Annotated in this window: 15 protein-coding genes; 8 read left to right on the forward strand and 7 right to left on the reverse strand. The window is 33.7% G+C overall.

Annotation, left to right across the window (positions count from 1 at the left end):
- Nucleotides 1-27 precede the first annotated feature (27 nt).
- A complete protein-coding gene (locus Q0W25_RS02120; RefSeq protein ID WP_298518346.1) occupies nucleotides 28-522 on the forward strand; it encodes a hypothetical protein in 495 nt (164 codons plus the stop codon).
- Between the two features lie 19 nt (nucleotides 523-541).
- A complete protein-coding gene (locus tag Q0W25_RS02125; protein ID WP_298518347.1) occupies nucleotides 542-916 on the forward strand; it encodes a hypothetical protein in 375 nt (124 codons plus the stop codon).
- Nucleotides 917-947: 31 nt separating this feature from the next.
- On the opposite strand, the gene Q0W25_RS02130 is transcribed toward Q0W25_RS02125, so the two are convergent.
- Nucleotides 948-1,502: a manganese efflux pump MntP family protein gene (locus Q0W25_RS02130; protein WP_297824921.1), complete on the reverse strand. Its 555-nt coding sequence runs from the start codon at nucleotides 1,500-1,502 to the stop codon at nucleotides 948-950.
- Between the two features lie 101 nt (nucleotides 1,503-1,603).
- Here Q0W25_RS02130 and Q0W25_RS02135 point away from each other — a divergent pair, with 101 nt between their 5' ends.
- The 3 genes from Q0W25_RS02135 to Q0W25_RS02145 are packed head-to-tail and all read left to right on the forward strand — an operon-like array spanning nucleotide 1,604 to nucleotide 4,838.
- The gene (locus Q0W25_RS02135) at nucleotides 1,604-2,053 is read left to right on the forward strand and encodes a MarR family winged helix-turn-helix transcriptional regulator (RefSeq protein WP_298518349.1); all 450 of its coding nucleotides are present in this window, start codon (nucleotides 1,604-1,606) and stop codon (nucleotides 2,051-2,053) included.
- Nucleotides 2,053-3,432, forward strand: coding sequence for an MFS transporter (locus Q0W25_RS02140; RefSeq protein WP_298518351.1), 1,380 nt, complete (start codon nucleotides 2,053-2,055; stop codon nucleotides 3,430-3,432). The genes Q0W25_RS02135 and Q0W25_RS02140 overlap by 1 nt, the downstream gene beginning before the upstream one ends.
- A gap of 14 nt (nucleotides 3,433-3,446) precedes the next feature.
- On the forward strand, nucleotides 3,447-4,838 hold the full coding sequence (locus Q0W25_RS02145; protein WP_298518353.1) for an MFS transporter: 1,392 nt from the start codon (nucleotides 3,447-3,449) through the stop codon (nucleotides 4,836-4,838).
- A gap of 33 nt (nucleotides 4,839-4,871) precedes the next feature.
- Here Q0W25_RS02145 and Q0W25_RS02150 read toward each other — a convergent pair whose 3' ends face one another.
- From Q0W25_RS02150 to Q0W25_RS02165, 4 genes are all read right to left on the reverse strand, one after another.
- On the reverse strand, nucleotides 4,872-5,603 hold the full coding sequence (locus tag Q0W25_RS02150; protein ID WP_298518355.1) for a flavodoxin family protein: 732 nt from the start codon (nucleotides 5,601-5,603) through the stop codon (nucleotides 4,872-4,874).
- The gene (locus Q0W25_RS02155) at nucleotides 5,604-6,218 is read right to left on the reverse strand and encodes a GNAT family N-acetyltransferase (RefSeq protein WP_298518358.1); all 615 of its coding nucleotides are present in this window, start codon (nucleotides 6,216-6,218) and stop codon (nucleotides 5,604-5,606) included.
- The gene (locus Q0W25_RS02160) at nucleotides 6,218-6,832 is read right to left on the reverse strand and encodes a TetR/AcrR family transcriptional regulator (RefSeq protein WP_297824938.1); all 615 of its coding nucleotides are present in this window, start codon (nucleotides 6,830-6,832) and stop codon (nucleotides 6,218-6,220) included. The genes Q0W25_RS02155 and Q0W25_RS02160 overlap by 1 nt, the downstream gene beginning before the upstream one ends.
- A 129-nt stretch (nucleotides 6,833-6,961) precedes the next feature.
- Complete coding sequence (locus Q0W25_RS02165) at nucleotides 6,962-7,450, reverse strand: 4'-phosphopantetheinyl transferase superfamily protein (RefSeq protein WP_298518362.1); 489 nt, start codon at nucleotides 7,448-7,450, stop codon at nucleotides 6,962-6,964.
- A gap of 44 nt (nucleotides 7,451-7,494) precedes the next feature.
- Here Q0W25_RS02165 and Q0W25_RS02170 point away from each other — a divergent pair, with 44 nt between their 5' ends.
- Together Q0W25_RS02170 and Q0W25_RS02175 are read left to right on the forward strand one after the other, a co-directional pair.
- Complete coding sequence (locus tag Q0W25_RS02170; protein ID WP_298518364.1) at nucleotides 7,495-7,761, forward strand: hypothetical protein; 267 nt, start codon at nucleotides 7,495-7,497, stop codon at nucleotides 7,759-7,761.
- A gap of 5 nt (nucleotides 7,762-7,766) precedes the next feature.
- A complete protein-coding gene (locus Q0W25_RS02175) occupies nucleotides 7,767-8,270 on the forward strand; it encodes a hypothetical protein (RefSeq protein WP_298518366.1) in 504 nt (167 codons plus the stop codon).
- Between the two features lie 599 nt (nucleotides 8,271-8,869).
- Here Q0W25_RS02175 and Q0W25_RS02180 read toward each other — a convergent pair.
- Entirely contained in the window at nucleotides 8,870-9,850 is a 981-nt protein-coding gene (locus Q0W25_RS02180) for a hypothetical protein (protein WP_298518369.1), read from the reverse strand.
- 152 nt (nucleotides 9,851-10,002) lie between these two features.
- Complete coding sequence (locus Q0W25_RS02185) at nucleotides 10,003-11,085, reverse strand: tyrosine-type recombinase/integrase (RefSeq protein ID WP_298518372.1); 1,083 nt, start codon at nucleotides 11,083-11,085, stop codon at nucleotides 10,003-10,005.
- Nucleotides 11,086-11,658: 573 nt separating this feature from the next.
- Between Q0W25_RS02185 and Q0W25_RS02190 the strand changes: the two genes are divergently transcribed.
- A partial coding sequence (locus tag Q0W25_RS02190; protein WP_298518375.1) for a Cna B-type domain-containing protein occupies nucleotides 11,659-13,651 on the forward strand: 1,993 nt, incomplete at its 3' end.

Here is a 13,651-nt window from a genome sequence, read left to right on the forward strand (position 1 = left end):
TTATACTATTTTTAACTAACTATTATTATGGAATTCATTCTCAACAACAGGAAATATCTCATTCAAAACCATGAACTTTTCATTAACTATCTCATTGTAGACAGCTATTTCAGGCAAGGCTACAGCAAATATGACTACAATATAAACTTTGATTTTGTTGAGCCTATTCTTGAAAAGGATAAGGTTGAATTTGAGGATATCCTAGAAAACACCAAGGTTTTGGAGGAGCTTATCGAAAGGGAGGAAATCTCCATAATCCCCAATGGCTTGAGAATAGATGAGCATGTAAACGGCAACTTCAGGATTTCATATCAGGATTTGACTTTCAACAACATACATGTAGGAGAAGCAATTCCATTGATAATTACCCTAAACACTCTTTTAAACCATAAACCAATAGTTAGCCTAAGCCAAATTGAAGATGAAATTAACAATTTCATTGAAATGTTCAGGCAATACAACGAAACTTTTCTGAAGAGTGAAAATAGCAATATTTTAAACCTATTAAATACATACTATTAATAAATACAGAGGTTTTATCATGGTGGAAAAAACAATCGAATTAACAGAGGAACAAATGAAAAAAGTAGAACAGTTGGAAGCCCATGGAATCAGTGTTGGAAAAGCTATCGACATGCTTTATGATGTACAGGACAATCTTAAAGACTACAGTCATACATATATAGACAATAAGATTACTGATGCACATGCAGAAAAAGCATCACTTGAAGCAGAACTCAAAAAAATTGAAGATGAAATTGAAATATACCACAAACTTAAGGATTCATCACTAGACCTTAATCAGAAAAAGGAAATTTTAGAAAAAGAATACAGTGCTTTGGACGATTCATACGAAATGAAAGCACAACAGTTCAAACGCAACATCAGTTGGGCTCATGATTTCTTCAAATTCTAAATTTTTTTTTATTTTTTTTAATTATCTTTTTTTATAATCCTAAAAGTATTTTTATTCCTATCAAAATGAGTATGACACCGCCGAGGATTTGGAACTTGTCACCGAAGTAGTCTCCCAGTTTTTTGCCTAGAAATATTCCTGCAATGCTGAAAGCGAATGCAATGATACCGATTATTATTGATGATATCCATATAGGATCGTTAAAGAGTGCGAATGTTATTCCAACAGCAAATGCGTCAATGCTTGTAGCTATCGCAAGCAGAGTCACTTCCTTAAATGAAAATTCGTCAGTCACTTCCCCATCATCGGATGATAAGCTTTCACGAATCATGTTCAATCCAATAGCTAAAAGCAATACAAATCCGATTATTGATGCAAAAGATTCTATGGCGCTTGAGATTGTGCTTACACAGTAATATCCTATTACTGGCATCATAAATTGGAAGAATCCGAAAAACAGGCCGTAATATAATATCTGCTCTTTTTTTAGTTGCGGCTGTGTAAATCCTTTGGTCAATGATACGCTGAATGCGTCCATTGCAAGTGCAACAGCTATCAGAAATACGGAAATAAAATTAAGTGACATTAACCTTATTTTGTAAATTGTTTTATTTAAAATTTTTATTGTTTAAAAATTAACTGTTTCAAAAGAAACATTTAAATATATTTGAAAGATAAAATAACATTATGCAAGAAGAAAGTTATGAAGGAATATATGATAATTCACCGTTCATTGCCTGGATTCACAATATAAGCAAAAATCAATTCAAGTATTTGAATTCAAGAATAGCTGAAATTGACATGGGCCATGAAATGCGTTTTATCATGATGATTTACGACAATCCGAACATTTCACAGGATGGTCTTGTAAATATGTCCGGCCAAAGCAAGGCAAACATAGCCAAATCACTTAAAAAGCTGGAGGACGAAGGTTACATAAAAAGGGAGGTCAACCCTAAAAACAGACGGAAGTACATGCTTAAAACAACACCAAAAGGTGATGATGTAGTTCCAAAGATAAGGCAAATTTCCAAGGATTGGGAAAGGGAAGTTGGAATTACCGAAGATGATGTAGAATTAAGAAAAAGAATAAAGGAAATAGCAATAAACGGAATGAATCTAACGGAGGAATTGTAATGGAAATAAACTCTGATTCATATGTAGTGTTTGTTGCATTCATAACATCATTTTTTGCTGTCTTTTTATCAGTTGGTATAGTTTTGGGAGTTCCTGCAATCGCAGCAGAATTCGGAATGAACAATGTCATTCAAAATTGGATTACAACATTAACTGCCCTTGTAATAGCCATATTTACCCTTCCTGCAGGCCAGATTTCAGGAAAATATGGGGTAAAACAATCATTGATATTCGGCGTTTCAGTCTATCTTTTGGCTTCAATCGGTGCATGCTTGTCATTTTCAGCAGAACTATTTTTAATATTCAGAATATTGCAGGGAATAGGAATAGCCTTTTCAAACGTGTCTGCGATTGCAATGGTGGTCCAGGCTGTAAAACCTGAAAACAGAGGAAAATCATTGGGATTTACAGTAACCGGAGTCTATTTGGCAGGGTCCCTTTCACCAGTAATAAGCGGATTTCTCGTATACAACTTTGGATGGAGATCCATGTTTTACTTTGTAATACCGTTTTTGATATTGTGTATTGTATTGATGATTTTGAAAATACCTCAAGAGTGGAAAACATATGAAGGAAGTAAAATAGATGCAACAGGCTATATTCTATACGGAATTGGAATCTCACTTTTCATATACGGAATTACCAACCTTATGAATGGCTTTGGAGCCATATTGCTCTTTATTGGATTGATTATGTTAATCATTTTCGGATATTATGAGCTCAGGATTGATAGTCCAGCATTCAACATGAACCTGTTTAAAAATATGAAGTTCACTTCTTCAAACATTGCCGCATTATGCAGCTATCTTGCCATAGCTTCAATCACAACCATCCTTAACTATCACTTCCAGTATGTCAGGGGATGGAATGCACAGATGTCCAGGATAATGCTGATAATAACTCCTATAATCATGGCGATACTAGCCCCAAATGCTGGCAAACTTTCAGATAAAATCCATCCACAAAAACTTGCGGCAATTGGAATGAGCATTGCAACAGTGCCATTAGTTATTCTGGTATTTTTGGATGCTCAAACCCCTATTTATCTGATTGTAATAGCTATGATTCTGCAGGGTATTGGAATGGGACTGTTTACAACCCCAAATACAAATGCAATCATGAGTTCAGTTCCTCCAAATGAAACTCCTAACGCCTCAGCAGCACAATCCGCCATGAGGACAATTGGACAAACAATGAGTTTAGGTCTTTTGACACTTGTGTTTGCTTGGATAATGGGCAGCTTAAAGCTTTCATCTGCTTATGCGAATTTAATAGTTCAAAGTTCACAGTTAATTAGTTTAATATGCACAATTTTATGTATAATTGCAATCTTTGCTTCTTTAGTAGGTATTCGTTCTAAAGATGCATTCAATAATTAAAAGAGGGAAATGAAATGAAGATAGAATTTGAAACATATGTAGTGTTTGTATCATTCATAACATCATTTTTTGCAGTCTTTCTTTCAAACGGAATAATCATTGGTGTTCCGGCAATAGCACAAGACTTTGCAATGAATAATGTTATCCAGAATTGGATACCTACAATATTTTTCTTGGTAGTGGCCGTATTTACGGTTCCGGCAGGTCAGATTTCAGGGAAATTCGGAGTTAAAAAATCATTGATGGCAGGAATTCTGGTGTTCCTTATAGGATCAATCGGAGCTTGCCTTGCATTTTCAACAGAATCATTTTTAGTGTTTAGAGTAATTCAGGGAGCAGGAGTTGCATTCTTAAACGTGTCTGCAATGGCAATGGTAGTTCAAGCAGTAAAACCTCAAAACAGGGGAAAAGCACTTGGTTTTACAGTTACAGGAGTATATCTTGCGACTTCTCTTTCACCGGTAATTTGCGGATTCCTGGTTCATAACCTTGGATGGAGATCAATGTTTTACTTTGTGATTCCATTTTTGGTATTGTGTATTGTATTGATGGTTTTAAAGATACCTCAAGAGTGGAAAACATATGAAAATGACAAGATCGATAAGGTCGGTTCAATATTATACGCATTGGGAATTTTAGCGTTCATCTACGGATTTACAACACTCATTACACCAACAGGTAAGATATTGACACTTGCAGGAATCGTTTTACTTATAGTATTCGGAGCATATGAGCTTAGGCAGAAATCTCCGGTATTCAATATGAACCTTTTCAAAAACAAGAAGTTTACATCATCCAACATTGCGGCATTATGCAGTTATTTGGCCATTATGGTTGTTACAACAATTCTTAACTACCATTTCCAATACGTAAGGGGATGGGATGCCCAAATGTCAGGTATGATACTGATAATCACACCAATCATTATGGCAATTATGGCTCCAAATGCAGGTAAGCTATCAGATAAGATTCATCCTCAGAAATTGGCAGCATTAGGAATAGGCATTGCCGCTGTAGCCCTTGCAATATTGACATTCCTTACTGGGGAAACACCTATTTATATTGTTATTTTAGCGATGGTCCTGCAGGGTATAGGCATGGGTCTTTTCTCAAGCCCGAACATGAATGCAATCATGAGTTCAGTTCCGCCAAAAGACGCCCCGACAGCATCCGCTTCACAGGCAACAATGAGAACAATAGGCCAGACCATGAGTTTAGGTCTCTTGACCTTAGTATTTGCTTGGGTAATGGGCAGTCTGGAGCTTGCACCTCAATATGCAAGCATGATTGTACAGGCTTCACAGACAATCTGTCTTATTTGTACCATAGCTTGTGTATTGGCAATATTCGCTTCCTTGGTTGGAATCAAATCAAAGGATTCATTCAATACAGACAGACAAAGCTGATTAGTTAATTATTTAACTAATCACTTATTTTTTTTATTTTATTACCAGCTTTAAAAATTTAAACATTATCTTTGAGAATGCTTTTTTTGCAATGTTAATCTTGACTTCCGGAGCAAAATCGTTTTTTACAAGGCCTGTGTCAAACCAATATTTTCTGTCGGCTTCAATATGGTCTTTTGACAATGCCATGGCTTTCCAGACATTGAAAAATACCAAATCATTGAGTTTTGGAGAGTGCAGTTTACCGGATTCAACATCCTTTGCGAATTGCTTTGAAGTCTTGTCAATATCTTTAGTTTCAAGATAATCCTTTCCTCCACAGGCCATTGATATTTTATATACCTTATTAACACCCCAATGCCTTAATGTTTCATCCATATATTTAGACACATCCTTTTGTCCGGCCCCAGCAGTTGTAACTATAACTAATGCCTTTTTTGTAAAAAATTCCGGGCGGTGATAAAGGTAAGCCGTATGGTCAAAGAAGTTTTTCAAAAGTCCGCTTACGTTCATTGCATATACAGGCGAAGTGATTATCACTCCATCCGCTTTTTTAATCTTTTCCATAATCGGACCAATCCTATCAAAGTGAGGGCATTTGTCTTCGCCTTCCATAATGCATTTGAAGCATCCGTTACACATAGGTATCTTTTTTTTCAACAAGTGTATCTCTTCAAACTCGCCGTCCATATTTTTCATTGCCTGCTTGGTCACTTTCCAAGTATTCTTCTTTCTTGGAGACCCATTTATAACAACATATTTCATCTAAACACCCAATTGTCCTTCTAATACCAGTTTTTCCTTATAATCAAAATTCCTGTCAAATTCGTCAACTTCATCTTCATCCACATCGAACACATCCGGATTGTGGAATATTCCCATTTTTCCTGTAATTTCAATTTCATTGAATATCTTAATCATGAAAAAAGGATTTTCCTCTTTAATATCTGTTCCCTCAAGATACAGTTTATATTTTGATGCTGATTCAAATCCGAATCTTGAGTAGTAATCCTCATCACCGACAACAAAAACGAAGGGAATATTCTCCTTTTTTGCCAAATCGAGAGTGCATTCAATCAATTTTGAACCGTATCCTTGTGACTGGAAATCCTTATCTATTGCAAGAGGCCCCAATATGACTGCCGGTTTTGATGAATCATCATAATCTATCTTTCCTGTTGAATAATTGATATGGCCAATGATTTTATCATCCTTTTCTATGACATATGCCAATTTGCTTATGAAGCTTTCATCCTCTCTTAAATTGTGTACAATGAAATGTTCATAAGCTCCAGGCCGATATATATTCCAGAATGAATTTCGAACAAGGTTTTCCACTTCCAGATAGTCTTTTTCATTTTCAGGCCTTATTTCAAACATCAAACCACCTGCACCCTAACTGAATTGAAAATCATTTTCGCATGATTTTTTGTTTTTTCTAAAAAGTCATTGAGGAATTTCTCGTCATCTTCCGGATAGTTGACAATGAAATGCTCATACAAGAGAAACATTCCATAATAGAAAAATGATTCTGAAAGCTGCCTTGCATCACAGTCCTTTTGAATCATTCCTTTGCTTTTCATCAGATTGAACAATTCAATCCAGCCTGCAACAGGAGCATCAATTATATGTTCTTTAAGGAAATTTCTCACTTCATCGTTGTGATATGATTCGATGAACATGAGCCTTGTAATCTTCATCATCCTGTCTTCCTCAAGCTTGGATAAAAACGCGTCACATCCAGCATTATAGAAATAGTCAAATCCCCTATCCAGATTTAAATCTGCCTGCTGCAATGGTATTTCATCGCTTACCATCTCTTCAACATAATAATTTAATATGGAGTTCAATATGGCCTGCTTATTGGGATAATGGTTGTAAATCGAGCTTTCCCTTATTCCCACTTCACCTGCAATCTGTCTTATTGAAACGCCGTCATAGCCATATTTTGAAAAAAGATCTATTGATACTTCAAGAATTTTGTTTTTGGTCATAATATCATTACACTAACGCTTGTTAGTTAATATAGTGATTTCAACAAATATAAAACTAACGATTGTTAGTTGAATTGTTTAATAACAAAAAAAAGTGCGTTCTGTGATGATTTAATTAGAAAAATACATTCAAAACAAGTCATTGACATCATATTCAATCAAATCAGATACATCATAATGGTCGGCTATTCCAACTTTATAACCATCCACATCGAAGAGATTGAATTTTAAGTTTTTATCATCATTTTTCAGTCTGATTTTATCTTCAATAATTATTTCAAAGCTATCAAGATTCAGATTGAAACCCAATCCTGTGTATTTCATGTAGCTTTCCTTTAAAACCCAATAGCTGAAAAATTTGTCTGAGGGATTTTGAGAATTCATGATGCTTTCGAATTCGCTGTTGTAGAAGTAGTTCTTAGCTATGTCTAAATCGATTTCAGGGTCATTAAATTCAACATCAACCCCTACTTCCCTATCGGATATTGAACATAAAACCAATTTATCGCAATGGCTAAAGTTAAAATAAATGTTTTCATGATTAGATATGTATGCCTTGCCATATTTTCCAGTTTTAAATATGGGATTATCTATATTTTCCTCAGATAATAATTTCATCAAAAGAAGGTAGGCTCCAGCGCTTAGCTTCAGTTAAAAGATCATTGAAAATTGTATTGGTTTCAAGCTTGGCACTTTCCGTTTTGCTGATTGTTTATCCTCAAGCAATATTGTTCTTGTATAGCGTTAAAAATGTAACTCATATTCCTGTCGTATTGAATGCATTAAGGATATTCGCAATAAGCTATTTCGGAACTGCAATTACATTCATGTATACATTTTATGCTCAAGCCATTCAGAAAAATCAATTGTCACAATTATTTCGTTTCTTGAAGGTCTTGTATTACCAATTTCCCTTGCAATCATATTAACCTATGTGTTTGGAGCAGATGGAATTTGGATTTCATTTGCAATTGCAGAAGCATTAACAATACTCTTCATCTTCATTTATTCAAGACTTCTCAACAAAAAGACCAATGGGGAATACACAGGATTTTTCATCAACAAACACAACGATGATGCAAGAGTATTTGAACATACCATTCAAGGCAATGTTGAAGAGGCTATTAATTTGTCACGTGAAGTTCAGGATTACCTGAAAGGCAATAAATCAGCCACTTTAGTTAGTTTGGCTATTGAGGAAATGATTGTAAACATCATAAATATCAATGAAAGTGTTGATGCTATAGATGTTATCGTTAGAAAAAATGAGGATAATATTCTAATTGCAGTAAAAGATAATGGTATTGACTTCAATCCAGTTGTCGAAAATGCTGAGCTTCAATTTGATAATATAAGTGTTTTAAATAAAATTGCAGAAAAAATTGATTACTCCAGGGTTTTAGGGTTGAACAGTACTGTGATCACAATCAACAATTGATGAAATTTAATATTTGGATTATTATTTCAAATAAATTTCTGTAAAATTTATAATTATTAAAAAGAAAAATAAAATTTAATAATTTAAACGATATAAAGGATTGTTTTGGTGAAAAAATAAAGATACTTTAATAATATTTTTAACATTGCCAAATCAAACCTTATTTTTCTATTTCGCCATTGAGTAATCTTTTATATTAAAAAACATGTTCCCCTATTCTTTATTTTTAGTGGAATTACTGTTAGTGTAATATTACAGTAGTCGGAATTGTATTTCCGTATATTATACTTAAATAATATAAATATATAAAATAAGATATTAAGGCACTAATAGACATAATACTATTAATATTATAAGTAGATATTTACTTATTATATGATTAATAGTAATATGAGTATTATACTCTAATAAGGAAAGTATGTATTTAACCTATTTCTGTAAATACAGAAAGTATATATTATACATATTTTACCACTAGTGCTCAAGTAATATTGAGAAAGTGTTATAAATCAACTGCTCCATATATATCAATCGATTGATTTATAGTATTTTCATCAATTTTGTTATTTTTTAATAAAAAATATGGAAATTAATAAATTTTATCGTCGTCTGTTATTATGGTATCTCATATTTTGGACAACTTTTGAAACTAGAACATACAACAATCCAACGAGAATTGCAAATAGTACAAGTGTAGTTAAAATCAATATTTTTGGAGCGCGGAAACCATTATCAGGAAATGCCATTGTTCCTAAGCTTTTGTAATTCGGAGCAATTGGAATATTTTCAGCTGGAAAAAGAGTATTATTGAAATAAACGTTATCCACTTTATCTCGACAGTTCATTGCATACATGGATCCGTCATCATTGGATATATAAGCATCAATGATATTACCTTTATATGTCTCATTATCAACATGGTGATAATAAAATGTAGTAATATCCCTTCTGGCAAGTCCAAACATGTCTGAAGCGGCCAATTCAGTCATAGTTCCAATTTTGTTTTGAGAATTGAGGGAAATATTACCTGATCGGAAGTAATTATAGTTATTTGGAACGGATACATAGTCTCCAGGATTCAATTTTCCAGTAAAATGGGTTGTAGCAGTAGCAATACCATAATTTCCATTTGGAGCTTTAATGACAACATGTCCTATTTTGTATCTCTTTTTAATCTCCTGAATTTTAATTAAACCGTCTTCAGAGATTGAATTGTCATCGGAAATCATTTCTGAAGTAATTTCTTCAATCTTCTTGTTATCATCACCGTCGTCTTTACCTCCGTAACCAATAACCCAACCATCTTCGGTTATGATTACCTGACAGAAATACCCTCCTTCTGTTTTATATTGTTTCATGGCAGGAGTGCCGTGCCAATCAATATATTCCACAGTTATGTCGGCTGTTAGGTTTGCATCTCTTCTGAATGACATGATAGTGTCGTTTCCATCCAGCTGCAAAACAACAGAACAACAACCAGTCATGTCAGATGCATTGGTATTTTCCAAAATATAGTTGATATCATAGACATTTTGACTATTATCAGATGCACAGACGCATAGAAGTGATAAAAAAATCAAAAAAACACTTAATATGAAAATTTTTCCCTTTAACCTCATAGAATCCCAAATAATAAGTTAATATATAATAATATTATATATATTTTAAACAAATACTATTTAAATTATTCTAATTTCAAAATTAAGAAAAATTAATCGCCAAAACTAAAAAGTTAAATGATAAACTTATTATTATTGGCTTTTAATTTTTGTTTCATTTGTTCTCTGTCAACATGTATATATTTGTCAGTAGTTTGGCTGTTTGAATGTCCTGCGATGGTTTGAACCTCAGCAACTGTCAGAATTTCAGCATAATGGCTTAAAGCGGTGTGTCTGAGGATATGCACACTGACATTTTTGCTGTAATCTACCGGACAATCAATGTTGTTGGCTTCGATTCTATCATTGGTGAGATTTGCATATTTCTTTACGATATCCTGAACTCCACGTTTACCAATTCTCTTTCCTTTTATATTGGTAAAGAGTTCTTCTCTAGTAACCTCTTCAGCAGCCTTGTTCCTTTGAATCACTGGCCTGTAAACATCATTTGTGTTTTTCCTGAGTTTTGTGATGCGATCATAAATCATGTCATTTATTGAAACCAATGTATCGTAGGTGATGAAAGTAGTACGGTCCTTCAATTCCCCTTTTGTAGTTTCTGCACGCAGATTGATATCAATGAACTCATTGGAGTCCTTTGGAAGTATGTAAAACCCTTTTTCATCAAGAGGCACTTGGATATCTTCCTTGTTCAGCAATACCAGTTCCTTAAGCCTCATTCCAGAATCGATGAAAGTTCTGCAAATTGCGTAATCTCTCTTGTTTCCACTCTGTTCAATAGTATCTAGGAAAAATGAGCTTTGTTCCCTTGTCAGACTAATCTTTTCAATTCTTTTTTTGGCAGTCTCTGGATCTTCCGCCTTTACTTCAATGATATCCTTCATTTTGATTGGATCATGCTGGATTTCTTCCTGAACATCTTCTGAATTGATGAATTCCAGAATGTTCATCATATATGTCTTGACGGTTGTCCTTTTGTTTCCACGCTGCTTCAAACAATGTCTACGGTACTGTCTCAATTGCTTTTTGACATTGCTGCTGTTCAGTTCATCTATTCCCTCATTTTCAAGAAATTCAATGAATTTGGATATATTAAATGTCTGTTTTTTTATTGTTTCCTGAGTCAAGTTTTTTACTTCTTGCTTTTCTTCTAAGTATTCATCTAGGTAGTCCGTTAGCTCATCGACTTCAATCATAAGCTTTTTGCCTCCTAAATATATTTACTCAAACCCTTGTTATATTATTGATTTTTTTAGTATATAAATACATCGTATCTTTTCTTTTTTACTGTATATTATTACATAAAATATACGTTCTTTTTATATATAAAATTTAGTTAATTTGGAGTTTTTTTGAGAAGTATTGAAAGTTAAGTAACACATATACATCACGTTGTGGAAAAAAGGTAATTTCTTCAATTTTTAATTTTTTAATAAATTTTTCACAAATAGTAATATCACTATTTCCTAAAAAATATTTACTCAAGTAAAATTTATCAAAAATATAAAATAATGTAATAAATTTATTAAAATATATAAGAGTTTTTATAAAATATGAGTAATGTAAAATAAATATACCAATAAGTATTTATTTGTTTTAAAAAAGATATAACAACTGATAATTACAATTATATGATTGTCATGTATTTTTATGAGATGATTCGATTTGGCTATTAATCTATAGATATTCTAATTGAAATTTGATTAAAAATATGCTCGTACGGTTATAAAAGTTGTTTTTATCATGAAATTAGACTGGAGAAAAATTAAATGAAACTGATTAGCAAGAGAAATTTAATAATTTCAATGGTTATGTTCCTTTTATTTATAACAGTTGCATCAGTAAGCGCTGTTGATGTAATTAATCAAGGGGATATAGCTGCTGAAACACAGTCATCAAGTGATGATGTTTCAATTTTAACACAAGAAGTTGAAATTGACTCTGTTGATGATTCAATTGACTCTGCTAATTCCGAAGAGATATTATCTGCTGTAACGGTTGAACCTGCGGAAACACAGGATATACTTGGTACTTCATACGAACACCCTGATGAAACCATGATCGACATGTTCGAACCTGATAAGAATTATAGTGACAACCACCATTTTACATTATTAGATGAACATGGTGTATCCCATACTCCACAAGCTGATGCCCTTGAATTCTTATCCCATTTCAGGGAGATTTCAGGAGGATTCGCATATAGAGCTAATCCAAACCACCCAATAGATTTATATTGGACCGCTGTTGAAGATGGAACTATGTACCTTATTTTGAACGGTTGGGAAACTGAATTTAAGGATTTGCATGGAAAATTGTTTATTGGTGATGAGGAAATCCCCGCTACTGACGATTATATCGATGTAGTAAGGAGAAATGGTGAGGAATATCAATGGATCTGTGTTGAAAAATTCACAGGAATTGCTGCAACAACAGCAAATGCTGCCTTTGAAACAAATCGTAACCATGGTCCACCTATTAAAATTCCAGGCGTAATTACGGTTGCAAATTCAACTAATATTACTTTATGGGTTAATGATAAATTTGAAGACACAATTTATCTAGGGGATAGTGCTACTTTGCATGCTATTGTTACTCACTTCCCGGAAATCAGTGAAATTATTACAAATGGTATAGTCTATTATAATAATTCCGCTGTAAACGACTTGGATATTATATATCATACAGGTACTAGCGAACCGGGTGGAAGCATTATTTTCACTCCTGGTGAATTAGGTACTTATTACTTTAAAGCGTGGTATCCAGAATATCTTAATTCGACTACTGGCGAGCATAATTTTGAATCTCACTCTAACATTGTAATATTACATGTTATAGAAAGACCGCCATCAGTCAATTTTACTGTGAATAAAACATGGAATGACAGTGACGACCAAGACGGCCTCAGGCAAAAAAACGTAACTGTAGCCTTACTTGCAGATGATAATGAAGTTAATCAAACAAACTTGAACGAAGCTAACGGTTGGACATATACTTTCGAGAATTTACCTACCCGAAATGAAAACGGTGAATTAATTACCTATACTGTTAAAGAGTTGGATCTTAGCGATTATTATACAGCAACATACAGTTATAAAGATAATTATAACTGCACAATTACAAACACTCACATTGCTGAAGTGACCAATGTTACTGTAAATAAGAAATGGAATGATAGTGATAACCAAGACGGTGTTAGACCAGAAAGTGTTACAATTGAATTATTTGCTAACGGAGAATATGTGGGCCAAATTATACTCAGCGAAGCTAACGATTGGACATATACCTTCGAAAACCTTGATGTGAATGATCAAGGAAAAGCAATTAAATACACTATTCAAGAAAACGATTTAAGTCCGGAATACATTGTAACATACACAAACAATACCGCCTACAACTTAACTGCTATTAACACCCACAAAGCTGAAGTTACCAACAAAACCGTAACCAAAGTATGGAACGATAGTGACGACCAAGACGGACAAAGACCAGAAAGCGTATCAATTACTTTAAAAGGCAGTGATGGTAACAACTACACTGCAACAATAACAGAAATTGACGGAACCTGGACCTACACATTCGAAAACTTACCAGTATACTACAACCACGGTACAGAAATCGAATACACCGTCCAAGAAACAGTCCCGGCAAACTACACAGAAACATACAACCAGGACAACTTAACAATCACTAACACACATACACCAGAAGTTACCAACAAAACCGTAACCAAAGTATGGAACGATAGTGACGACCAAGACG

The organism is uncultured Methanobrevibacter sp. (assembly GCF_947166415.1).
Taxonomy (GTDB): Archaea; Methanobacteriota; Methanobacteria; order Methanobacteriales; family Methanobacteriaceae; genus Methanocatella.

Excerpts from the sequence above, each read along its gene's own strand:
- Q0W25_RS02145 (WP_298518353.1), top strand. The coding sequence starts at position 3,447 with ATGAAGATAGAATTTGAAACATATGTAGTGTTTGTATCATTCATAACA.
- Q0W25_RS02185 (WP_298518372.1), bottom strand. The coding sequence starts at position 11,085 with ATGATTGAAGTCGATGAGCTAACGGACTACCTAGATGAATACTTAGAA.
- Q0W25_RS02160 (WP_297824938.1), bottom strand. The coding sequence starts at position 6,832 with ATGACCAAAAACAAAATTCTTGAAGTATCAATAGATCTTTTTTCAAAA.
- Q0W25_RS02125 (WP_298518347.1), top strand. The coding sequence starts at position 542 with ATGGTGGAAAAAACAATCGAATTAACAGAGGAACAAATGAAAAAAGTA.
- Q0W25_RS02130 (WP_297824921.1), bottom strand. The coding sequence starts at position 1,502 with ATGTCACTTAATTTTATTTCCGTATTTCTGATAGCTGTTGCACTTGCA.
- Q0W25_RS02120 (WP_298518346.1), top strand. The coding sequence starts at position 28 with ATGGAATTCATTCTCAACAACAGGAAATATCTCATTCAAAACCATGAA.
- Q0W25_RS02140 (WP_298518351.1), top strand. The coding sequence starts at position 2,053 with ATGGAAATAAACTCTGATTCATATGTAGTGTTTGTTGCATTCATAACA.
- Q0W25_RS02135 (WP_298518349.1), top strand. The coding sequence starts at position 1,604 with ATGCAAGAAGAAAGTTATGAAGGAATATATGATAATTCACCGTTCATT.
- Q0W25_RS02155 (WP_298518358.1), bottom strand. The coding sequence starts at position 6,218 with ATGTTTGAAATAAGGCCTGAAAATGAAAAAGACTATCTGGAAGTGGAA.
- Q0W25_RS02150 (WP_298518355.1), bottom strand. The coding sequence starts at position 5,603 with ATGAAATATGTTGTTATAAATGGGTCTCCAAGAAAGAAGAATACTTGG.
- Q0W25_RS02165 (WP_298518362.1), bottom strand. The coding sequence starts at position 7,450 with ATGAAATTATTATCTGAGGAAAATATAGATAATCCCATATTTAAAACT.